Source organism: Actinoplanes teichomyceticus ATCC 31121, from assembly GCF_003711105.1.
Classification (GTDB): domain Bacteria; phylum Actinomycetota; class Actinomycetes; order Mycobacteriales; family Micromonosporaceae; genus Actinoplanes; species Actinoplanes teichomyceticus.
The window spans coordinates 7,562,013-7,583,838 of sequence record NZ_CP023865.1; the positions used below are offsets into that span (position 1 = coordinate 7,562,013).

Consider the following 21,826-nt stretch of genomic DNA (forward strand, 5'->3'; position numbering starts at 1 on the left):
CAAAACGGACTTAGAGCCGTAGACTTTCACGTAATCGGGCTTACCTCGCACTTCCTGCCACAGGAGGCGGAATGACGACCCCCGGCAACGACGTGGACTCGGACACGGATCTACTCGCGGCCGTCCGGGCCGGCGACACCGCCGCGTACGGGACGCTCTACGAGCGCCACCACGCGGCGGCGCGACTCTTCGCGTACGGCCTGGCCCGCGACCCCGCCGACGCCGACGACCTGGTCGCCGAGACGTTCGCCAAGGTGTTCGCGTCGCTGCGGGCCGGCCGGGGCCCCCTGGTCGCGTTCCGCGCCTACCTGCACACCACCATGCGGCACGTCTGCTACCAGCGGGCCCGCTCCGACCGGCGGCTGGAGTTCACCGACGACCTGAGCCGCTACGACCCCGGCGAGCCGTTCACCGACCCGGCCCTGGCCCAGCTCGAACGCAGCTTCGCCGCGGCCGCGTTCCGCCAGCTCCCGCCCCGCTGGCGGGTGGTGCTGTGGCACACCGAGGTGGAGGGCAGCACCCCGGCCGAACTGGCCCCGCGGATGGGCCTGACCCCGAACGCGGTGGCCGTGCTCGCGCACCGCGCCCGGGAGGGCCTGCGCAGCCTCTACCTGCAGCAGCACGTGACCGCGGCGGAGCACCCCGAGTGCCGGTGGGCCGGCGAGCGGCTGGGCCCGCAGGTGCGCGGCCGGCTCGCCCCGCGCGACGCGCACCGGATGCGCACCCACCTCGGGCGGTGCGCGGACTGCCGCGGGCGGCTCGCGGAGATCCGGGAGATCGACGGCTTCCGGCATTCCGGGTACCGGCCGCGCCACCATGCCGGTACCGCCGGTTGAGGTTGTGCAACGAGATGAGCGGCACGTGCCCGCCGGCGGTAACCTCGGTCCCGTGCCCCCGACCTCACCGCGGCCGCCCGGACTGCCCGCCCGGCTGCGGGCACTGGCCCGGGAGGCGGGCCGGTTCGGGACCGTCGGCAGCGTCGCGTTCGGCGTCGACCTGCTCCTGTTCAACCTCCTGCTGAACGCCGGCAGCGAGACCCTGCTCGCCAAGACGGCCTCCACGATCGTGGCGACCACGCTGGCGTTCGCCGGCAACCGCTTCTGGACGTGGCGTGACGGCGCACACACCCACCTGGCGCGGCAGTACACGACTTTCTTCGCGCTGAACGCGATCGGCCTGGGTATCGCGCTGGCCTGTCTCGCCATCAGTCACTACGGCCTCGGACAGCTCTGGCCGGCGCTGCAGAGCCCGCTCGCCGACAACATCGCGGGACAGCTTGTCGGCACCGCGGTGGGTACCATATTCCGATTCTGGTCATATCGAAGATTCGTGTTCCGGGCCAACGCCGTCCCGGTCACGGCGGCCAGGACCGGCAGTGTGACATCGCCGTCATCCGCGCCACAGTGATGCGGCGTCCCCGCCTCCTCCCCATAAGGTTGCCCAATGCCCTCAGCCACTCCGCTGACGGAACGCCTGCGCCGTCTCGCTCCGGAAGCCATCGCCTTCGGCATCATCGGAGCCGGCAACACACTCCTGTACATGGCGATCACCTACGTCGCGCTGCCGATCGGGGCGGTCAAGGCGAGCGTCGTCGCCACCGTGGTCACCACCACCCTGGCGTACCTGGCGAACCGGTACTGGACCTACCGCCACCACACCCGCACCGCGCTGCGCCGGGAGTACACGCTCTTCTTCGGGTTCAACCTGATCGGCATGGTCATCCAGTCCGGCATGGTGGCCGTCGGCAAGTACGGCTTCGGCCTCACCGAGCAGGACGACGAGCTGGCCTTCCTCGGCGTCACCCTGGTCGGCATCGGGATCGCCACGGTGTTCCGCTTCTGGGCGTACCGCACGTTCGTCTTCCTCAAGCCGCCGGTCGACGGGCACGAGGGCTCGATCACCGAGATGGACGCGACCGCCGGCCTGGCCGAGCTCAGCGCGATCGAGGTGCCCGGCAGCGCCGCCGAGCTGGACGCCGCCCGCCTGAAGGATTCCAGCCCGCTCAGCTGACGGGGCGCCGGAACGGACCGCGACGCGGCTCCGGCGTCTCCGGCTCCTCCTCGTCCTCCTCCTGCGGGCTGAGCTCGATCAGCTCGTACAGCGTGGTCTGCACCCGCTGGGCGTGCGGCACCCCGGTCAGCCGGGCGCTCTGCTCCCCGATCGAGTCGATCACCAACGTGCCGGTGCCGAAGATCCGGTCCAGCAGCGACTGGGTCAGCGCGTGGTCGTTCACCCGGTTCAGCGGCAGGTCGCGCCGCTCCCGGGCGAAGACCCCCTCCTGCAGCAGGATCCGCTCATCGGTCAGCACGTAGTGGGTGGACCGCCACTGGGCCAGCGGATAGGCCCCGTACCGGACCCCGTGGTACAGCATGATCGCGGCGACCAGGCCCAGGCCGATCCGGCCGCCCTCGTTGTCCGGCAGCAGCACCCAGGCCATCACCAGCGCGGCCAGGGTGAGCAGCAGCACCAGGACCGGGCCGGCCACCGACCTGCCGTGGGGACGCAGGTGGAGAACGACCTCCTCCTGCTCGGAGAGCACTTCCGCCGGGAACGCCACGCGGTCAGCGTACGTGCAGGACGTCACCCGCCGAGACGCGATGTTCGGCGCCATCCACCGTACGGACCACCAGCCGGCCGTCCCGGTCCACCGTGGTCGCCTCGCCGGTCAGCTCGCCCCCGCCGGGCAGCAGCACCCGCACGGCCCGCCCGATCGTCGCGCACCGCCGCCGGTACTCGCCGAGCAGCCCGCACATCTCGGCGTCGCCGGCGGCCTCACGCCAGCCGCCGTACCACCGCTCCAGGCCACGCAGCAGCGCCCGCAGCAGCGGGTCCCGGTCGAAGTTCTCCGCGCCGGCCACGCGCAGCGAGGTGGCCGGCACGCCGGTCGTCTCCGGCAGCTCCTCGGCCCGGGTGCTGACGTTCAGCCCGATCCCCACCACGATCGCGTCGCCGGCCACCTCGGCCAGGATCCCGGCACACTTGCGGTCGTCGACGAGCAGGTCGTTCGGCCACTTCAGGGCGGCCTCCACACCGGCCACCCGGGACACCGCCCCGGCCAGCGCCACCCCGGCCAGCAGCGGCAGCCAGCCGACCGCGCCGGGCGCGGCCGCCGGCCAGTCGCGGGCCGGATCGGCGGCGCCGGGCCGCAGCAGCACGCTCAGGGTCAGTCCGGCCCGGGCCGGACTGACCCACTGCCGGTCCCGCCGGCCACGGCCGGCGACCTGCCGCTCGGCGACCACCACCAGGCCCTCCGCCGCGCCGTCGCGGGCCGCCGCGGCGGCGTCCGCGTTCGTCGAGCCGGTCTCGGCACGGACCTCGATCCGCGACCAGAGCCCGCCCGGCTGCACCAGGGCGCGGGTCAGCGCACGCTCGGAGAGCGGCGGGCGGTCCAGATCGGTGTACCCGGAAGCGGCCATCCTGGCAGCCTATGCCCCGTCCGGACCGGCCCGCGCCGGGGCACAGCGCGGCCGGCTCGCGGGGTGCCGCCGCGAGCCCTCGGCGCCGGGCCGGCCCAGCGTTGCCGCAGCGGAACCTCCCCGCCCCGGCCCACCGGTCAGTGGTGCGGCCCGGCCGAGTGGCGGCTCACGTAGGACGACTCCGGCTCGGCGGCCGTGGCCGGGCGGGGGCGCGGCCGCGAGCGGGCGCCGCGGCCCGGCGGTTCCGCCTCGGCCGCCCGGTGGCCGCGCCGCAGCGGGTCATCGGCGGCCTCCTCCCCGGTACGCGGCGCGGGCGGATTGTCCGCGGGAAACGGGCCGGTCGGCCCGTGGTCGTCGCGTTCCGCCCACGAGCGGGGCAACCGGACCCGGTGGTCCGGGTCGCGCGGCCGCCAGGTCGGCACCAGGGTGGTCGGCTCGGCGGCCTGCATCGGGCTCAGATCAAAACCGGTCGCCGGCTCGTAGTCGGGGACGGCGGGAAGGCGCTCCACCGGGACCGGCCAGCCGTAGCCACGGGCGGACGGCTCCGGGTCGGCGTAGAGATCGTCGGGGACCGGGGTCCAGTAGTCGCCGGAGGGCGGGCGGTCGTCGAGATCGCGGTAGCGCGGGCGGACCCAGCCGTCGATCCGGTCGCCGTAGCCGCGGTCGGAGCGGTCGACCGGAGCGACCCGGGGCTCAGGGACCGGCTGGGCGTAGCGGGCCTCGTCGACGTACCGGAGGTCGCCGGTGGTCGCGGCCCAGCCGGCGTCGTCCGGCGCGTGCTCCGTCGGCGGGCCGGCCCGCCAGGCGCTGTTGTCGATGAACCGGGACACCTCGCTGGCCGCGGTGACCCGCGGATACGCCCGCCCCTCCCCCGGCCGGCCGGGTGCCGGAGCGGCCCCGTGGCGGTCCGCCGGGTAGCCGTCGGCGCTCGGCCGGCCGGCGTCCGCAAGGTGGTCCTCGGCCCAGGAGCGGGGGGTGCCGGCCGTGACCGGCGCGACGAGATCCTCGCCGGGTGCACGGTCCAGGAGCGGCCAGGCCCGCTCGCCGTCGCAGGAACCGGCGGCCGGCCCGGCCTTCCCGGCCGGCTCGGGACGCGGCTCCGGCTCGCCGATCCATCCGCTCTGCCCGGCCGGCTCGGGACGCGGCTCCGGCTCGCCGATCCAGGACGCGGCGGTGCGCGCGGAGCGCTCGGCGTACGCGCCGGCCGGTTCGGCGGCGTCCGCCTCCGTCCCGGCGTGTTCGTCGCCGGTTCGAGCAACGGTCCGCACGTATCCGTCGCCGGCCGGAGCCTCGCCGGCGTACCCGTCGCCACCGGCCCGGCCCCGATCGGCCGTGCGGTATTCGTCGCGGCCGGCCTGGGCCTCGTCGGTGTACCCGTCGCCACCGGTCCGGCTCCGGGCCGTGCCGGTGTACTCGTCGCCGCCGACCCCGCCCCGATCCGCCCGGGCGTACCCCTCGGCGCCGGGCCGGCCGTAGTCGTCGGCGCCGGGCCGGCCGGGCACGGGCGGGCCGCTGCCGGGATCGGTTCGCGGTGCGGAGCGGGCGGCCGGGGTGCCCGCCGGTTCCCGGTGGTCGGGCCGGTCCGGCTGCCGGTCGTCCGCCGTGCCGGTGGCCGGCAGGTCCTCCGGAGCCGGTGGCGCGGCGGGGCCGTTGCGGGCCGGGTCGCCGGAGCGGCGACGGCCGGGCGGCGGCGCCGGCCGCGACCGGCCAGGCTCGCCGTCGTCCCCGCCCCCGAAGAGCACGGTGCGGAAACTGATCATTGTGGCGAGGCCCCCCGCGATGAGAGCCAGCCCGGCCGCGGTCATCCAGTTCGTCACGTGAGACGTAACGAATGGGGCAAGCGGTATGAAACGGACCCGTAGCGACGCCCACCACGCGCGCTACGGGCTTGGATACGATCATCGGGAGTGCACCGCCGCCCTCGACGCGTGGAGACCACCGTGACAACGCAGCCCGACATCCACACCACCGCCGGTAAGCTCGCCGACCTCGCCAACCGCACCGAGGAGGCGGTTCACGCGGGATCCGCGCGAGCCGTCGAGAAGCAGCACGCGCGCGGCAAGAAGACCGCCCGGGAACGGATCGAGCTGCTGCTCGACAAGGATTCCTTCGTCGAGCTGGACGAGCTCGCCCGGCACCGGTCGACCAACTTCGGACTGGGCGGCAACCGGCCGTACGGCGACGGCGTGGTGACCGGATACGGCACCGTCGACGGCCGTCAGGTCTGCGTGTTCTCGCAGGACTTCACGGTCTTCGGCGGCTCGCTCGGCGAGGTCTTCGGCGAGAAGATCGTCAAGGTGCTCGACCTGGCCATGAAGATCGGCTGCCCGGTCATCGGGATCAACGACTCCGGCGGCGCCCGGATCCAGGAGGGCGTGGTCGCGCTCGGCCTCTACGCCGACATCTTCTTCCGCAACGTCCGGGCCAGCGGCGTCATCCCGCAGATCTCCCTGATCATGGGCCCGTGCGCGGGCGGCGCGGTCTACTCCCCGGCGATCACCGACTTCACCGTGATGGTGGACCAGACCTCGCACATGTTCATCACCGGGCCGGACGTGATCAAAACGGTCACCGGCGAAGAGGTCGCGATGGAGGAGCTGGGCGGGGCGCGCACCCACAACACCCGCAGCGGCAACGCGCACTACCTGGCCTCCGACGAGGAGGACGCGATCGACTACGTGCGGGCGCTGCTGTCCTACCTGCCGAGCAACAACCTCGACGAGCCGGTGGCCTACGAGGAGCCCGCCGACCTGGCCGCCGGCGACGCCGACCTGGCGCTGGACACCCTGGTGCCGGACTCGCCGAACCAGCCGTACGACATCAAGACCGTGGTCACGACGGTGGTCGACGACTTCCTGGAGGTGCAGCCGCTCTACGCGCAGAACATCGTGGTCGGCTTCGGCCGGGTCGAGGGGCGGCCGGTCGGCGTCGTGGCCAACCAGCCGATGCATCTGGCCGGCACGCTCGACATCGCGGCCAGCGAGAAGGCCGCCCGGTTCGTGCGCACCTGCGACGCGTTCAACATCCCGGTGCTGACCTTCGTGGACGTGCCCGGATTCCTGCCCGGCACCGGACAGGAGTGGGACGGGATCATCCGGCGCGGCGCCAAGCTGATCTACGCGTACGCCGAGGCCACCGTCCCGAAGGTCACCGTCATCACCCGCAAGGCCTACGGCGGGGCGTACGACGTGATGGGCTCCAAGCACATCGGCGCGGACATGAACTTCGCCTGGCCGACCGCGCAGATCGCGGTGATGGGGGCGCAGGGCGCGGTCAACATCCTGTACCGCGGTGAGCTGGCGGCGGCCGAGGACCCGGAGGCGCGGCGGGCCGAGCTGATCCGCGAGTACGAGGACACCCTGGCGAACCCGTACATCGCGGCCGAGCGCGGCTACGTGGACGCGGTGATCCGCCCGTCGGACACCCGCGCCCAGGTCACCCGGGCACTGCGGATGCTGCGCACCAAGCGGGAGACGCTGCCGCCGAAGAAGCACGGCAACATCCCGCTGTGACCGGCCTCAGACGCCGGCCGGCAGCCACTGGCCGGCCAGCAGGAACGCGCCCGTGACCAGGGCGGCCAGATCGACGGCGAGGAAGACGCCGACCCAGAACAGCGCGGGCACGTGGGTGATCCGGGCCAGCTGGTCGGCGTCCGAATCGCGCATCCGGCCACGGCCGCGCAGGCGCTGCAGCTCGAAGACCGGCCGCACCCCGCCGAAGAGCAGGAACCAGACTCCCGCGTACGCGAAAGCGGACTGCACCTCGGGTGACGCGTACCAGGACACGGCGACCACGATCGCGCCGGTGACCAGCAGCGACAGCACGCCGAACAGGTTCCGGATGTTGATCAGCATGAGCAGCAGCAGGACCACGGCGAGCCACAGCAGCAGGGTGATCCGGTTGCCGCCGAGCAGCCAGGCCCCCAGCACACCGACCAGCGACGGCGCGATGTAGCCGCCGAGCAGGGTCAGGATCATGCCCGGACCGGTCGGCCGCCCCGCGGACAGGGTCAGCCCGGACGTGTCGAACTCCAGCCGGATGCCGCGCAGCTTGCGCCCGGTCAGCAGGGCGAAGAGCGCGTGCCCGCCCTCGTGCGCGATGGTCACCGCGTTGCGGGCCACCCGCCAGACACCCCGGACCGCCACCGCGAGGAAACCGGCCACCGCGGTCAGGAACACCAGCATCCCGGGCGGGTCGGGCTGTGCACCCAGCAGCTGGTCCCACAGGTCGTTCACACCGTCGATCGACAACACGCGGGGGACTGTAGCCGATCCGGCCGTGCGTGACGTCGTACCGATCGGGTGGGACAGGGGGAACCGGGTCGAGGGCGCGGCCTATGCGCGCCGCCGCACCACGGCCTTGGCCGGGGCGGGGGCACGGTGCCCGAAGTTCCGTGCGGTCACCAGTGCGCCGGCCGCGACCAGCAGCCCGGCGACGATCAGCACCATCGTGAGGGGCCCCGCGGCCGCCGCGACGATCGCGACGTCGGCCAGGGCGACGAGCATCCACAGCGCCAGCGTGGGCTTACTGCCGTGCCTTCGGCAGTTCATGACGCACCTCCGTTCGTGATCCTCAACAACTACCCGCGTTGCCGGAAATCACGCATGAGGCTCACATCCGAAGTCGGCCGGGGCCCGGTCCGGTAGGTCGGGGAGCCGCCCGGGCCGGTCCCGGAAGCGGCTCCCGCCCGTGGCGGGGCGCTTCAGTCCACCTTGAAGCTCGCGAAGATCGCGTCGAGGTCCTTCCGCCCCGCGTCCCAGTCGTCCGGCGGCGTGTACCAGCAGATGTGGAACGTCTTGCCGTCGACCGAGAAGCCCCGCTTGAGCACGTGCAGGCGGTTGCCGCTGCCGGTGTTGTAGAAGTACTCCCAGTCCGCCGCGGAGCGGCCCTGGAAGGTCACCGGCTTGATGCTCTCCCCGCTGAACCCGCCGTGGTCCGCCCCCTGGAAGGCCTTCACCGGATCGCCCTGGTCACCGTCGAACCGGAAAATGATCAGCAGCCGGTTGTTCCACTTGACCCGGGTCTCCTGACCGCCCCGGCTGTCGAACTCGGCCTCCGGCGGCAGCGCGACGGAGTACCCGGAGAGGCTGGTCGTCCGCCAGTTCGCCGGAACACCGGCCGCCGCGGCGCTGGACGGCCGCACCGTGGACGGGGTGGTGCTCGGCTTCGGCGCCGGCGCGTTGCCGCCGGTACGGCCGGACGACTGGGTGGGCGCCGGTTTCCCGGTGGACACGGCCGACGGGGTGGTCCCGCCCGTCTGCTCGTCGCCGTCGCCGAACGCCTGCACCACAATGATCCCGACCAGCAGCAGGAACGTCAGCACGATCGCCGCGCCGATCACCGCCTGCCGGCGGGTCAGCGTGGTGCCGAAAACGGTGACGCCGCCGACCGGGCGGGCCGCCGGGCGGACCGGCATCGGATTCCACGCCGGACGGTTCGACGGGGTGAAGCCGGCCAGCGGCGGCACCACGCGAGTCGCCCCGTCGGCCGGGGCCGCCGGGGACTGCGGAACGACCCGCGTGAGATCGACGACCGAGGTACGGTCCTCATCGGACACCGCCGGAACCGGGCGGCGGCCGGGGGTCAGCGGCGTGACGGGCCGCTCCGGAACCTTGGCGGTCTTGGGCTCGGCGCTCGCCGCGGCGGGTCGCGCCCCGGGAGTCACGGACTTGGCCTCGACGACCGTGTCGGCGTCCGGCTCGACCTCGGGGATCTGCGGCGCCGCGGTCGCGGGGATCGCCGCCGCGGTTCCGGGCTCGGTGATCGCGGCGGCCGCCTTCGGTGCGGCGGTGGGCGTGGCCGTGCTCGCGGCGGCGGCCGGCGCGGCGGGCTTCGGCGCGGCGGTCGACGCGGCCGCGCTTGCGGCGGCCGTGCTCGCGGCGGCCGTGCTCCCGGCGGCCGTGCTCGGGGCGGCAGTCGGCGTGGGTTGCTCCGGCGCAGCGGGCTGCACCGGCGACGACGGCGTGCCGGTCTGTGCGGACGGCTCCGGCGCGGCCGGGCCGGGGGCGGCAGCCAGCGCGGCCGGCTGCGGTGCGGCAGTCAGCGCGGCCGGCTCCGGCGCGGTGGGCTCCGGCGCGGTGGGCTCCGGCGCAGCGGGCGGCGGTGCGGCAGCCGGCACGGCCGGCTCCGGCGCGGCAACCGGTGCCGGTGACTTCGGTTCGACCTGCGCGGGTGACTCTTGCGCAGCGATCCGCGCGGCCGGCTCCGGAGCGGTGGTTTCCGCGGAAGCCTTGGGATCGGTGGCCCCCGCCGCGGTCTCGGCGTCGGCGGTCTTCGCCCCGGACGCCCGAGGGGCCTCGGCCGCCTGGGGTTCGTCTGCCTCAGCGGGCGGCTCGGGCTCGGTGGGCGCGGCCGGATCGGCGGGTGTCCCCGGCGCGGCCTTGTCGTCCGCGGCCGGTCGCTCCGCATCATCGGACCGCGCGGCGGGCGCCGCATCTCCCGTGCCGGACCCGGCCGTCTGGGATCCGGCCGCCGACGGCTCCGCCTTCGCTCCGCCCGCCCCGGCCTCCGGGGTGGTGGCGGCATCATCGGTGGACCCGGCGGCCCTCTCCGCCGAGGCCGAGGCCGAGGCCGAGGCCGCGGGCGCGCCGGCGGGCATGTCCGGCTTGCCGGCGCCCGTCGGTTCAGCGGCCGGCGCGGCAGCCTTGCCGGTCTCGCCGCTCCTGTCCGTCGGGCCTGCGACTTCGGCTTCGGCTGCGGGCGTCGCGGCGTCGGCGGCCACCGGCGCCGAGACTTCCGCGCTCGGCGCGGTGGCGCTCGGTGCGGTTGAGGTCGGTGCGGTCGCGCTCGGCGCGGTCACGTTCGGCGCGGTCGCGCTCGGCGCGGTGGCGCTGCTCGACTGCGCCGGGGCGCCGGTGGCCGCGGATCCCGTGTCGACGCCCTTCGCGGCCGGGCCGCCCGGGGCGGACGCGGGCTGCGGCTCGGCGGCCGGTTTCCGGACCACCGCGGTGGCCTGGTCCGGCGTGGACTGCTCGGCCGGCACGACCGGGAACGCGCCGGTGGCCGCGGCCAGTGACCGCTCGTGCTCCGGAGCGGCCTGCTTACGCCGGTTGGCGGCCACGTCGGCGGCGGTGAAGCCGACCCGCGCGGTGTTCACGACCGGCGAGGACGGCTCGACCGGGGTGGCCCGGCCGGACACCGGGCGGACGCCGCGAGGACCGGCCGGCGGCGTCTGGCGCGTACCGGAAAGGTTCTCCGGCCCGCGGGCGCCGGGCAGGTCACCGGGCTGGCGGACGCCGGAGAGGCCGCCGGCCTGACCGGGCGGGTTGCCGGGTCCATGCGTACCGGAGGGGTTCCCCGGCCCCCGCGTACCGGAAAGGTTGCCGGGCTGGCGCGAACCGGGAGGCGCCGGCGGCTCGTCGCGGACCGGAGGCGCATCGACCTTCGTCGCGTCCAGCGGTCGGTGACCCGGACGCGCCGGAGGGGCGGGCGGCACCGGGTTGCCCACCGTGGCCTTGCCGGGCGCGAAGACCGGCCGGCCGGGCGGCACCGGTGGGATCGTCGGACGACCGGGGTTGCCGCTCTGCGAACGGCTCGGCGGGTCGGCCGGGCGCGGGGAACCCGGCGGGCGCGGGGTCGGCACGACCGGCGCCGAGCCGGTGGCGGTGACGAACCCGCTGCCCGGCAGCACCGGCGGCCCGCCCGGACCGCTCGGCAGCGACGGCCGCTCGCGGCCGACCCCGGGACGGCGCATGGTCGGGCTCATCGGGAAGCTCAGCTTCGAGCGCCGCCCGGCGGCGCGCGCCAGCAGCCGCTCCGCCTCATCGGCATCGATGCGGTGCGCGGGATCCTTGCGCAACAGACCATTCAGTACGGGCTTGAGGGGTCCCGCGTTCCGCGCCTGCGGCACGTTCTCGGTGGCCAGCGCGGCGAGCGTGGCGATCGCCGAGGGGCGGGCGAACGGCGACTGGCCCTCGACCGCGGCGTAGAGGGTCGCGCCCAGCGACCACAGGTCGGCGGCCGGACCGGCCGTGCCGTCCCGGGCGCGCTCGGGAGCGATGTACGCCGGGGAGCCGAGCACCAGGCCGGTACGCGTCACGTTCGGGTCGCCGGGGACCGTGGCGAGACCGAAATCGGTCAACACCACGCGGCCGTCGCCACCGATCAGCACGTTGCCCGGCTTGATGTCACGGTGCACGACCCCGGCGCGGTGCGCGGCCTTCAACGCGTTCAGCACACCGAGACCGATCTCGGCGGCACGGACCGGGTTGAACGGGCCGTCGGCGGCGATCGTGTCCTGCAGCGAGCGGGACGGCACGTACTCCATGACGATCCACGGGTCGGCGTCCGTACGCAGCACGTCGAAGACACGCACCACGTTGATGTTGTTGAGCCGGGCGATGGCCCGGGCCTCGCGCAGGGAGCGCTCACGCATCTCCTGCCGCTCGGCCGGAGTCAGCCCGGGAGGCGGGACCAGTTCCTTGATCGCCACCTCGCGGTGCAGGACGACATCGGTCGCCCGCCAGACACGGCCCATCCCGCCCTGACCGAGCGGCGCAACGAGCCGGTACCGATCAGCGACGATGAGCGGGGGAGAAGAAGACATCACGCAGAAAATACCTGGTTCTGTCGAGCGGCCGCGAATTGATCAGCCGAGTGTGGGACACGTGTCACCGGAAGCCGGGGCACCCGTCGTACGCTCGGCCAATGAACGAGGAACCGCTGGTCGGCGTCGTACGTGGAAGCCTAGACGATCATGAACTGGCCGCCCTGGTCGCCATCCTGGCAGTCCGATCCACGACGGTCAATTCCGGAACAGCGCCACAGACCACCTCAGACTGGATCCGATCAGCCCGTCCGGCCGGTCGCCCACGCTCCTGGAAATCCTCCGGCCTCCCCCGCTGAAGCTCTGTCCACAGGGGCTTCCACAGGGGTCGATGTGGCCCGGTGTGAGCGGTTAGCCTCGCTGCGTGGCTCCCAACGACGACCTCGACCCGGCCCGGGTCCGCGACGGCGGCCAGATCGCGGCCGACATCACCGCGATGGAAGAGTTCGCCGCCAGACTTCTGGCGGATGTCGCCCGCGACTACGCCCCCCACGCCGACACCCTCGCCAACCGCATGCTGGCCCGGCTGCCGGCGGCGGACGCGGGCTTCGGCGAGCTCGTGACGTTCGTCAACGCGCTCGAGTCGGCACAGGAGACCTGCCAGCAGAACATCTACAACTTCGCGAACGGCACGCACGGTTTCGCGAAGGCCGCCGAGCAGGTCAGTCAGCAGTACACGGGAACAGACGCCTTCGCGCGGGCCCGGCTCGGCGACATCGAATCGGCGCTCGTCACGGCCGGCCTGCTGCCACCGACCCCACGCCCTTCCGGATCACCGAGCGAGCCGAGCCCATCAGGCGCCGACTCCCCGATTGACACCACACCGGCGGCGGACGCGTCCACGTCGCCATCGACGGAGTCGGCGCCGTTCATTCCATCCGGTCCGTCCGCCCAGGAGGGCTCCTGATGTTCGCGGACTCCGACAACGGCGGCGGCACCGACTGGATGCAGCGGACCGTCCCGCAGATGTGGGCGATGCTGGCCCCGCACGACGGGGCAGCCCACAAAGACCTGCTCCTCACCTGGAAGCAGTCCGCCGACCTGCTGGTGGATCACCTCACCCGGGTCAAGCGGTACCGAGACAACCTCGCCGAGGCCTGGCCCCCGGAGAAGAGCGCCGCCTCCGCCACATACCTCGGCCGGCTGGACGACCTGATAGACCATTTGAGCGCGACCTACCACGCGACGGTGGAGAATCATCGAGCCCTCGGCGCCGCCACGTCAGCCCTGGTCAGTGCCCGCCACAGGCTGGAAGCAATCTATCGCGAGCATGCGGCGAATCAGCAGGAGCTGGCTGACATCGCAAGGAAGCGGCAGACGAGCGGGGAAGTCGTCGGCAAGTGGCGAGAAGTGACATTGACCCCGGCCGCGGTAAGCGAGTCCAGGCAGATGGAACTGCAGCTTCAGGCGCAGTCGGTGATGTCGACATTGAGCACGGACCTGGCCATGGCCCAACTGAACATCAATAACCCCAAACCCTATAATCCCTCACAGAGTTTCGAATGGAGCGAACCACTCCACCCTATATCGATAGACGCCTCGCCGCGAATGCAGGATCGAATTCCACCATCACCCACGGGTCAGCCCGAAAGCCCTAGCATTGCAGCGATAAAAGACAACTCAGTTAGTTTCGGGATCAGCAGTCCGAACAATCAGCCACGGCCTTCTTTACCCGATTCAGCGACTAATCCCGGCCCATGGCCTGCTTCAACGCCGGGGAACCCTGGACCGGCCCTAAGCGGCATAACCACACCCGCCGCAGGACCACCGTTACATCAACCCGCACTTATTCCACAGGGAAGCGGAACTGAAGCTAATCCCACGACAGGAGGGACAAATCTTCCGCTCACGCCCGGACCTACATCACTGCCATCCCGCTTGAGAGACACACGAACCTCTATTAATCACGCTACCCATCCTAATTCCCCTGCTCATGGAGCCCAAGTTCCAACACAGGGTGGCATGATCGGCGGCGCCCCAGTGAGCGACAGCACTCACGCGAGAACGAATCCAGGGAGGACACAGCGCGTCAATCCAAGCGGGGGAATTATTGGTCAACCAGTCGTCACTGGAGGCAGCCCCATCCGCGGGACGTCACGATCGGGCGATCCCGAAGCTAGAGATAATCATTGGGACCCGGATAATCCTTGGGCTACAGGGCACGGAATATCACCAATAATAACCCCTCCGGAGAAGCAAAAAGTAGATCCCGGACCAGCCATTGGACTGCCATAGCATGAGGATGATTGCCAACGCAGCTCTCGCCTTAACGTCAACACTCACGCCGATCAACGACTTTCATGCAGATTATGTGCGAGATTCGGAGTGGCATCTCAAATATCTTGATATCGAGACTGCGCATGCGATCACGAAGGGCAATGACGTCACCATCGGCCTCGTTGATACCGGCGTCTTCCCTCATCGGGATATCGTTAACAACCTACTCAATGGAGCCGACCTTACGACCACAAATGGCACTCAAGGGAAAAAAGACCGAGATGGGCACGGAACAGAGATGGCCGGGCTTATCGTCGGCCACGGGCACAATTACACAGAAGGCATACTTGGTATAGCGCCGTCGGCACACCTACTTCCAATAAAGTCATATGAGGTGGCGCGCCCGGACTCCAATCTGGCCGGCGGGATCAAGGCAGCCGTAACCCATGGGTCCATGGTTATTAACGTGTCTGCCGGCACTAGCCCTTCGATAGCGCTCCGGGCCGCCGTAAGCACGGCTGCACAGTTCGACGCAGTTATCGTGGCCGCCTCAGGGAACGATCAAACCGCAGCCGGATTCGGGTATCCGGCAGCACTCCCTGGCGTACTTGCTGTCGGAGCAATCAATCGAAGCGGGAAGCACGCCTCCTTCTCCATCACGGGTCCAAACATGGATTTATGTGCCCCCGGAGCGGAAATTTCTACGACCGGATTGAACAACACGTACCGCAAGGCTCAAGGCACCTCGGCCGCTACGGCGATTGTTTCGGGGGCGGCGGCGTTGGTCCGGGCCAAGTTTCCGGAGCTTTCGGCACCGGAAGTCATTCATCGGCTGACCGCCACCGCCACGGACATCGGACCGCCAGGCCGGGATGAGCAGTGCGGTTACGGCGTGCTCAACATCGTCAAGGCGCTCACCGCAGACGTGCCACCGCTGGTGGGCGCGTCTGACTCCGGGCCGACGGTGGGTTCGCCATCACCGGGAGCGACGGCGGAAGGACCACCCGCTGGAAGCGGCACCGGCGACTCTGAGAGCCGGAAGGTCGCTGTTCTCGGCGGGATCGCCACGGTGTCGGCAGCCTCCGTCCTGGTCGCTTTCCTCTCGGCCCGCCGACGGCGCCGAAAACAGCCCTGATTTTGTGCATCCTGGCGCACATCGGTGTCCCGACCCGGATTCCGAGGTCGGCCTCCGACGGCCGGGCGGCACACCCGGGACAACGCGAACCTCTGGCAGAAAAGGGCAAGCACGGCGCGGTCAAGACCACGGCAACAGCAACAGCAACAGCAACAGCAACGGCCACGATCGGCGGCACGGCCACGACCACGACAACGGGTAAGCCGACGGCCACTAACAGAAGCGGCGGGGCGACCAAGACCACGACCAAGACCACGACCACGACCACGAACAGCAGCGACGACGCGACCCAGGCAAGACAGCACACACCCACGACCGGACGACACATCGGCACCAGGCAAGGCACCACAAAAGCAGCAGGCGGCGCACCCCCGAAGCGCCCCAACCCACCACCCCGAACCAGGTTCGTCGGCATTCGCGGGCTGAACATGGGCCTTGCGCACACTTTGGCACGCCTCGGGTCTGTAGTCTCACTTTTCGTGCAGAGTGACAACGCGTACCGGCTGATTCTTGCCTCCGCCAGCCCTGCCCGGCGAGCGCTGCTCACCGGGGCCGGGATCGACGCGGAGGTCATTGTCAGCGGCGTGGACGAGAGCGTCGTGGAGGCGGAGGACGCGTACACGTTGAGTCTTGCGCTGGCACGGATGAAGGCGCGCACCGTGGCGGCGGAGCTGCCGGCGGATCCGTCGGCGCTGGTGCTGGGCTGCGACTCGGTGCTGGCGTTCGAGGGCGAGGTCTTCGGTAAGCCCGCCGACGCGCAGCAGGCGGTCCAGCGCTGGATGGCGATGCGCGGCAAGTCCGGGGTGCTGCACACCGGACATCACCTGACCGGGCTGGTCAGCGGGCTGCAGGCGGAGGGCGTCGGCACGACCGTGGTGCATTTCGCCGACGTGACCGACGCGGAGATCGAGGCGTACGTCGCTTCCGGTGAGCCGCTGCAGGTGGCCGGCGGGTTCACGCTGGACGGCCGTGGTGGCGCGTTCGTCGAGCGGATCGAGGGCGACCCCGGCAATGTGATCGGGCTGTCCCTGCCGCTGCTGCGCACGCTGCTCGCCGAGATGGACATCCCCATCACCGCGCTGTGGCGCCACTGAGTGCCGGCGCCCGGCCCTACTGTGCCGGAAGCGGCGTCCCGGTCTCCAGGTAGGTCTTGAGGCTGGAGAGGATCGACGGCCAACCCTGGCTCACCTGTTCGCGGATGGTGCTGCCCTCGTCGAACCCGTCGTGGATGACCGTGAGTTTGACCAGGCTGCCGGACTGCTCGATCTCGAACGTCACCCTCGACCGGCTCTCCCGGGTGACCCGCTCCAGCCACTCCGCCGAGAAGTCGTACCGCTGCGCGAACTCGGGCGTGAACGTGTGCCATGTGTAGGACAGCCGCCGGTGCGGCACCGCCTCCAGGACGACCTGCTCCGGGTCGGTGATGGACAGGTCGCCGACCCGCCAGGTGACCGGGGCGCCGGCCGTCCAGTCCGTGTCGAGTTCGACCCCCCAGTACCGGCTGGTGAACGCCGGGTCGGTGAGCGCCCGCCAGAGTTTCTCCGGCGTGGTCGCGATGTACGTGGTGTAGACGAAACCCATCGGTGCACCCTCCAGCGTGGTCTTGAGGTCGGCGAGCGCCTGGACGTGCCGCCGGTCGTATCGGCTGATCCAGCGGTCGGCGATGGCGTTGACCGGCGCGACGTCGAGGTGGTGCAGCTTCTCGCGCCCGCGCCACGTGGTGCTGACCAGGCCGGCGGCCTCGAGCACCATGAGGTGTTTGCTCACCGACTGGCGGGCCATGCCCAGACCGGAGCAGAGCTCGCGCAGCGTCTGGCCGTTCCGCCGGTTCAGGCTGTCGAGCAGGTGCCGCCGGCTGGGATCGGCCAGCGCCTTGAACACCTCGTCCATCGCGTCACCATCCGAAGGAAAAATGCAGCCGTACGGCTGCACGAATGATATGCAGCCTCACAGCTGCATATCAAGACCGGGGAGCGAGAACCGGTCGCGTACGGACGCGAGCCCCCCTCAGGTCGGGAGGCGACGCTGAGCTGAACTCCCGTTAGGCTCTAGCCGTGCGGAAGATATTGATCGCCAACCGTGGCGAGATCGCCCTCCGGGTCATCCGGGCCTGCAAGGACGCCGGCCTCACGAGCGTCGCCGTCTACGCCGACGGCGACCGTGACGCCCCACACGCCCGGCTCGCCGACGAGGCGTACGCACTGGACGGCGAGACCGCCGCCGACACCTACCTGCGCATCGACAAGCTACTGGAGGTCGCCGAGCGCAGTGCCGCCGACGCGGTCCACCCCGGGTACGGCTTCCTGTCGGAGAACGCCGAGTTCGCTCAGGCCGTACTGGAAAGTGGTCTGACCTGGATCGGGCCGAGCCCGCAGGCGATCCGCGACCTGGGGGACAAGGTCACCGCGCGGCACATCGCGCAGCGCGCGGGGGCGCCGCTGGTGCCGGGCACGCCGGAGCCGGTGGCGGGAGCCGCCGAGATCGTGGCGTTCGCCGAGGAGCACGGGCTTCCGGTAGCGATCAAGGCGGCGTTCGGCGGTGGCGGCCGCGGGCTGAAGGTGGCCCGCACGATCGAGGAGATCCCGGCGCTGTTCGAGAGCGCCACCCGGGAGGCGGTGGCGGCGTTCGGCCGCGGCGAGTGCTTCGTCGAGCGCTACCTGGACCGGCCCCGGCACGTCGAGGCGCAGGTCATCGCGGACGTGCACGGCAACGTGGTGGTGGTCGGCACCCGGGACTGCTCGCTGCAACGCCGGCACCAGAAGCTGGTCGAGGAGGCGCCCGCGCCGTTCCTCAGCGACGAGCAGCGTCGACGGATCCACGAGAGCGCGAAGGCGATCTGCCGGGAGGCCGGCTATCACGGCGCCGGCACGGTGGAATATCTGGTCGGCCAGGACGGGACGATCTCGTTCCTGGAGGTGAACACCCGGCTGCAGGTGGAGCACCCGGTCAGCGAGGAGACCACCGGCATCGACCTGGTGCGCGAGCAGTTCCGGATCGCGGCCGGCGAGCCGCTGGCGATCACCGAGGATCCGCAACCGCGTGGGCACGCCATCGAGTTCCGCATCAACGGCGAGGACGCGGGGCGCAACTTCCTGCCGGCGCCGGGCACGGTGACCGCGCTGACCTGGCCGTCCGGGCCCGGTGTGCGGGTCGACTCGGGGGTCGAGGCGGGCAGTGTGATCGGGGGCAACTTCGACTCCATGCTCGCCAAGATCATCGTGACCGGCGCGACCCGGGAGCAGGCGCTGGAACGCTCCCGGCGGGTGCTGGACGAGACCGTCATCGAGGGCATCGCCACGGTCCTGCCGTTCCACCGCGCGGTCGTCCGCGACCCGGCCTTCACCAGCGAGCCGTTCACCGTGCACACCCGGTGGATCGAGACCGAGTGGGCCAACGAGGTGCCGCCGGCCGCCCCGCCGGCCGCCACCGGCGGCGAGGCCGCCGAACGCGAGACCGTCGTGGTCGAGGTGGGCGGGCGGCGCATCGAGGTCCGCCTGCCCCGGACCCTGCTTTCCGGTACGCCCGCAGCCCCGTCCCCGAGGCGGCCGGCGTCCAGCCGTCCGCGGGGCGGCGGGTCCGCCCCGGCCCCGAGCGGTGACACCCTGACCGCCCCGATGCAGGGCACCGTCGTCAAGGTCGCCGCGCAGAACGGCGACCGGGTCACCGAGGGTGACGTGATCGTGGTGGTCGAGGCGATGAAGATGGAGCAGCCGCTGCCGGCGCACCGATCCGGCATCGTCTCCGGGCTGTCCCTGGAGGTCGGCGCCCCGATCACGGCCGGCGCCGCGGTCTGCACCATCGCCGACGATCCCGGCACGGGCGAGCAGCCCTGACGGCCCGTGCGCTGGGCGCCGGGCCGCGCCGTCGCCGGCCGGCCCGGCGTGGCGGGCCGGCCCTCTAGCGGCCCATCTGGCGGACGCGGCCCAGGATCACCCGGGCCGCCACCACCGGGTCCTCGTGGGTGCTGTCCGGGAAGGCGCCGCTGAGCCACAGCGTGGCGAAGCCGTGCACCATCGACCAGGCCGCCAGCCCGACCTCGCGTACCTCGTCGGGGACCAGCTCGGACGTGCCCTCCTTCGCCGGCCGGGCCGGGACCTCGACCCGGGATCCGGCCAGCGGCGCGTCCGGCAGGTCGGTCATCCCGGCATACAGCGCGTCGGCGGCCCGGCGCCGGGCGGCCAGCAGGTCGGGGTCGTCGGCGTGGTAGAGGTCGGTCCGGAACATCACCTCGAACTGCGCCCGGTTGGCCAGCGCGAACCGCAGGTACGTCACCCCGAGTTCGAGCAGGCTGCCGCTGGCCAGCCGGGAGGTGGCCAGCGCCTTGGCGAGCTGCTCGAACCCGTCCGTGGCCAGGGCGGTGAGCAGCCCGGCCCGGTCCGCGAAGTGGTGACCGGGCGCCGCGTGCGAGACCCCGGCGCGGCGGGCCAGGTCACGCATGCTCAGGGCGGTCACACCGGACTCCGTGATCGCCTCGGCCGCCGCCTTGAGCAGGGCCCGGCGCAGGTCACCGTGGTGGTAGCTGGACCTGGTCATCGAGCCAGGATATCTAGTCGGTGTCAAGATCCCCGCGGGCGCGACGGCCCCGAGGGCGGGCTCCCGGATCCGACTCTCCGGGGCGGGCCCGGCGGTCGACTCCCTGGGGCGGGCCCGGCGGCCAGCTTCCGGGGGGACGGGCCCGGCGGTCGGCTCCCGAGAGCGGACCACGGTCACGACCATTGACAGCACCTTCTGCCCCTGCTCACACGCCAGATGCCGTGACCGGGCATTGGTGACTTCGCGGAAGGGCCCTTGGACCCGTACGAACATGCCAGCAGGTCGAACGAGAAAGGATTGTTGCCTGACATCGCAATAGAGTTCAAAATTTGGTTTATTATCCTATTTGTTGAGAATAGCCGAGATATTATCTCGTTTTGGTAGGTGCAATACGGCAAGATCACTGATACGGTCGCTGGGCGGTTGAGATGGGTGAGAGGCTTGAATACGCAGTGACGTGCTTGACTCCTCATCAGTGACCGTGGGCGATACGCACGGGGTGTGATCGCCTTCAAGCACCTCAGAAAGGAACCGGGGGAACCCCTTGAACAAGCTTGCGAGCAAAGTGCGTTCCGGAATTGTGGTGGCAGCCGCCGCGCTAGGCCTGGGAATGGCGGTCTTCGTGGCGCCGAGTCCCGCACTGGCTGCGCTTACCTCTGAGGACAACACGGCGGTGGCAGCCTCTGCGCCGTCGGATACATCCCAGAAGATCTCGGTGGCCGGCGCAACGGTGTACTTCGTGGACAACGGCGACACCTGGTACGTCAAGGACACCGCCGCGGACGGCAGGTCCGCCGTTGTGCTGTGGGAGAATTACATCAACTTCGAGAGGGCGCGTATCGGGACGTGTGCCAACAAGTTGGGTAACGGAACGTGGGGGAAATGCGCCAAAGATTACGCTGAGAGCAGCGGTATTCGCGCCATGGCGTGCACCTATGACTTCAGTGCCGGAGTCCGGGGTTCGTGCTCCGACTGGGAGGTCGTCAAGGGCGAAATCATCCCTTGATCAGTATTGCGGGAAGTAGTTTCAACCTGCACAGGGATCTGAGTTCATGCGAGCGCGGTTCTTCGTGGGCACCTGGTCAGCCACCTTCTGCCAGCGTGACGGCTTCGACAGGAGTCGGAGCCGTGTGAACGGCGTGCGCACGCTTTCCCAGGCACATGTCCGCGAAGGTCCCCGCCTCCGGTACTAGGTGTGCTGTCCGGACAGGCCGGCTGAGGTGCGACCTCGGAGTCCACGCTCGCCGACAGGTGAAGGCCTCCGATTGTGGGGTGGAGCAGGAACCGCTCCGGCAATCAGGAGGCCTTCATGCTTCACCCTTCAGCCCACCGGGTGCGGGCCGCCGCCGCCGGACATCCCCGCCGAAGCCGACGCGGCGAGCCTGGCGAACGTCCACCTGGGCGAGAGACATCCGCGAATGGGACCGCAACATGGTCGGTGCGCTCGGCGACGGCACCAGGGCGGTCGTCTTCGCCCACCTGAAATCCATCCTCAACGCCGCCGTTCACGACGAGAAGACCGGCAGGAACCCGTGCCTGGCTCGTTCGGTCACCGCGCCGCGCCCCATCCAGCGCAAGATTCCCTGGAAAGCGGAGACCGTCTCGGCGATCCAGGCAGGCATCCAGTGGCGCTCCCGTCTCTGACGGCCTGGCGACGGCCTGAGCGGGGTGAAGGTGGGTGTCTTCGCAGTTCAGGTGTAGACGGGCCGCCGATACGGGACCTACCGGCGGCCCGCGGCCGCGGCGTCGGAACGGGGGATCCGGCGCCCGCGAGCAGTCCAACGGTACGCCCCGCGGCTGTGCCGGCCTCGAAAACCGGGGCGGTCCACGCCGCGCCCGGCCCGGGAAAAGGGCGCCGTGACGGCGGCCGGGGGCGGCGCTCACCTCGCGGAACGGGTCGCGCGTCGGCCCCGGGCGGCCGGGCCCGCCGGGAAAAGGGGCGGCGCGACGGCGCCCCTCACCCGTAGCGTGTCGGGCATC

At 71.3% G+C, this 21,826-nt stretch carries 18 protein-coding genes and 1 pseudogene; 11 read left to right on the forward strand and 8 right to left on the reverse strand.

The features are described 5' to 3' along the window. The first annotated feature begins 71 nt into the window (after window positions 1-71). Genes ACTEI_RS33235 through ACTEI_RS33245 form a run of 3 tightly spaced genes read left to right on the forward strand, consistent with a single transcriptional unit; the run spans window position 72 to window position 2,010 of the window. Entirely contained in the window at window positions 72-836 is a 765-nt protein-coding gene (locus ACTEI_RS33235; protein ID WP_122981252.1) for a sigma-70 family RNA polymerase sigma factor, read from the forward strand. Window positions 837-888: 52 nt separating this feature from the next. Further along, window positions 889-1,407 (forward strand): GtrA family protein, encoded by a 519-nt coding sequence (locus tag ACTEI_RS33240; protein WP_239082142.1) that lies wholly within the window; start codon window positions 889-891, stop codon window positions 1,405-1,407. Between the two features lie 36 nt (window positions 1,408-1,443). Beyond that, window positions 1,444-2,010, forward strand: a complete 567-nt coding sequence (locus ACTEI_RS33245; protein WP_122981254.1) for a GtrA family protein — start codon at window positions 1,444-1,446, stop codon at window positions 2,008-2,010. Here the strand turns inward: ACTEI_RS33245 and ACTEI_RS33250 are convergent. The 3 genes from ACTEI_RS33250 to ACTEI_RS37565 form a co-directional block, all read right to left on the reverse strand. Further along, the gene (locus tag ACTEI_RS33250; protein WP_239082143.1) at window positions 2,003-2,557 is read right to left on the reverse strand and encodes a PH domain-containing protein; all 555 of its coding nucleotides are present in this window, start codon (window positions 2,555-2,557) and stop codon (window positions 2,003-2,005) included. The genes ACTEI_RS33245 and ACTEI_RS33250 overlap by 8 nt on opposite strands. A 4-nt stretch (window positions 2,558-2,561) precedes the next feature. Then, window positions 2,562-3,416: a biotin--[acetyl-CoA-carboxylase] ligase gene (locus ACTEI_RS33255; protein ID WP_122981256.1), complete on the reverse strand. Its 855-nt coding sequence runs from the start codon at window positions 3,414-3,416 to the stop codon at window positions 2,562-2,564. A 137-nt stretch (window positions 3,417-3,553) separates the two neighbouring features. Further along, window positions 3,554-5,233 (reverse strand): hypothetical protein, encoded by a 1,680-nt coding sequence (locus ACTEI_RS37565; RefSeq protein WP_164466222.1) that lies wholly within the window; start codon window positions 5,231-5,233, stop codon window positions 3,554-3,556. A 123-nt stretch (window positions 5,234-5,356) separates the two neighbouring features. Here ACTEI_RS37565 and ACTEI_RS33265 point away from each other — a divergent pair, with 123 nt between their 5' ends. Then, the gene (locus tag ACTEI_RS33265) at window positions 5,357-6,928 is read left to right on the forward strand and encodes an acyl-CoA carboxylase subunit beta (protein WP_122982572.1); all 1,572 of its coding nucleotides are present in this window, start codon (window positions 5,357-5,359) and stop codon (window positions 6,926-6,928) included. 6 nt (window positions 6,929-6,934) lie between these two features. Here ACTEI_RS33265 and ACTEI_RS33270 read toward each other — a convergent pair whose 3' ends face one another. The 3 genes and pseudogenes from ACTEI_RS33270 to ACTEI_RS33280 all read right to left on the reverse strand — a co-directional run. Continuing rightward, a complete protein-coding gene (locus ACTEI_RS33270; protein ID WP_122981257.1) occupies window positions 6,935-7,669 on the reverse strand; it encodes a M50 family metallopeptidase in 735 nt (244 codons plus the stop codon). 81 nt (window positions 7,670-7,750) lie between these two features. Continuing rightward, a complete protein-coding gene (locus tag ACTEI_RS33275; protein ID WP_122981258.1) occupies window positions 7,751-7,966 on the reverse strand; it encodes a hypothetical protein in 216 nt (71 codons plus the stop codon). A 2,783-nt stretch (window positions 7,967-10,749) separates the two neighbouring features. After that, a pseudogene (locus ACTEI_RS33280) lies at window positions 10,750-11,961 on the reverse strand (serine/threonine-protein kinase); the annotation flags it as partial. Window positions 11,962-12,062: 101 nt separating this feature from the next. Here ACTEI_RS33280 and ACTEI_RS33285 point away from each other — a divergent pair. From ACTEI_RS33285 to ACTEI_RS33300, 4 genes are all read left to right on the forward strand, one after another. After that, a complete protein-coding gene (locus ACTEI_RS33285; RefSeq protein ID WP_122981259.1) occupies window positions 12,063-12,260 on the forward strand; it encodes an acyl-CoA carboxylase subunit epsilon in 198 nt (65 codons plus the stop codon). Between the two features lie 65 nt (window positions 12,261-12,325). Further along, window positions 12,326-12,868, forward strand: coding sequence for a hypothetical protein (locus tag ACTEI_RS33290; protein ID WP_122981260.1), 543 nt, complete (start codon window positions 12,326-12,328; stop codon window positions 12,866-12,868). A gap of 1,335 nt (window positions 12,869-14,203) precedes the next feature. After that, window positions 14,204-15,313 carry a S8 family serine peptidase gene (locus ACTEI_RS33295; protein ID WP_164466224.1) on the forward strand — a complete coding sequence of 370 codons (1,110 nt, stop codon included), beginning with the start codon at window positions 14,204-14,206 and terminating at the stop codon, window positions 15,311-15,313. 479 nt (window positions 15,314-15,792) lie between these two features. Next, window positions 15,793-16,407: a Maf family protein gene (locus ACTEI_RS33300; protein WP_122981262.1), complete on the forward strand. Its 615-nt coding sequence runs from the start codon at window positions 15,793-15,795 to the stop codon at window positions 16,405-16,407. Window positions 16,408-16,423: 16 nt separating this feature from the next. Here ACTEI_RS33300 and ACTEI_RS33305 read toward each other — a convergent pair whose 3' ends face one another. Next, on the reverse strand, window positions 16,424-17,203 hold the full coding sequence (locus tag ACTEI_RS33305) for an ArsR/SmtB family transcription factor (protein ID WP_122981263.1): 780 nt from the start codon (window positions 17,201-17,203) through the stop codon (window positions 16,424-16,426). 164 nt (window positions 17,204-17,367) lie between these two features. Here ACTEI_RS33305 and ACTEI_RS33310 point away from each other — a divergent pair, with 164 nt between their 5' ends. Then, on the forward strand, window positions 17,368-19,146 hold the full coding sequence (locus tag ACTEI_RS33310; RefSeq protein WP_122981264.1) for an acetyl/propionyl/methylcrotonyl-CoA carboxylase subunit alpha: 1,779 nt from the start codon (window positions 17,368-17,370) through the stop codon (window positions 19,144-19,146). 64 nt (window positions 19,147-19,210) lie between these two features. Here ACTEI_RS33310 and ACTEI_RS33315 read toward each other — a convergent pair whose 3' ends face one another. Beyond that, on the reverse strand, window positions 19,211-19,846 hold the full coding sequence (locus ACTEI_RS33315) for a TetR/AcrR family transcriptional regulator (RefSeq protein ID WP_122981265.1): 636 nt from the start codon (window positions 19,844-19,846) through the stop codon (window positions 19,211-19,213). A gap of 544 nt (window positions 19,847-20,390) precedes the next feature. Here ACTEI_RS33315 and ACTEI_RS33320 point away from each other — a divergent pair. Next, window positions 20,391-20,852, forward strand: a complete 462-nt coding sequence (locus ACTEI_RS33320; protein ID WP_145830761.1) for a hypothetical protein — start codon at window positions 20,391-20,393, stop codon at window positions 20,850-20,852. 425 nt (window positions 20,853-21,277) lie between these two features. After that, window positions 21,278-21,490: a hypothetical protein gene (locus ACTEI_RS33325; protein ID WP_122981267.1), complete on the forward strand. Its 213-nt coding sequence runs from the start codon at window positions 21,278-21,280 to the stop codon at window positions 21,488-21,490. Window positions 21,491-21,826 lie beyond the last annotated feature (336 nt).

What these genes read in the sequence shown, in the direction of transcription:
- ACTEI_RS33295 (WP_164466224.1), top strand. Translation starts at nt 14,204, where the DNA reads ATGATTGCCAACGCAGCTCTCGCCTTAACGTCAACACTCACGCCGATC.
- ACTEI_RS33285 (WP_122981259.1), top strand. Translation starts at nt 12,063, where the DNA reads ATGAACGAGGAACCGCTGGTCGGCGTCGTACGTGGAAGCCTAGACGAT.
- ACTEI_RS33235 (WP_122981252.1), top strand. Translation starts at nt 72, where the DNA reads ATGACGACCCCCGGCAACGACGTGGACTCGGACACGGATCTACTCGCG.
- ACTEI_RS33245 (WP_122981254.1), top strand. Translation starts at nt 1,444, where the DNA reads ATGCCCTCAGCCACTCCGCTGACGGAACGCCTGCGCCGTCTCGCTCCG.
- ACTEI_RS33325 (WP_122981267.1), top strand. Translation starts at nt 21,278, where the DNA reads ATGGTCGGTGCGCTCGGCGACGGCACCAGGGCGGTCGTCTTCGCCCAC.
- ACTEI_RS33305 (WP_122981263.1), bottom strand. Translation starts at nt 17,203, where the DNA reads ATGGACGAGGTGTTCAAGGCGCTGGCCGATCCCAGCCGGCGGCACCTG.
- ACTEI_RS33255 (WP_122981256.1), bottom strand. Translation starts at nt 3,416, where the DNA reads ATGGCCGCTTCCGGGTACACCGATCTGGACCGCCCGCCGCTCTCCGAG.
- ACTEI_RS33275 (WP_122981258.1), bottom strand. Translation starts at nt 7,966, where the DNA reads ATGAACTGCCGAAGGCACGGCAGTAAGCCCACGCTGGCGCTGTGGATG.
- ACTEI_RS33315 (WP_122981265.1), bottom strand. Translation starts at nt 19,846, where the DNA reads ATGACCAGGTCCAGCTACCACCACGGTGACCTGCGCCGGGCCCTGCTC.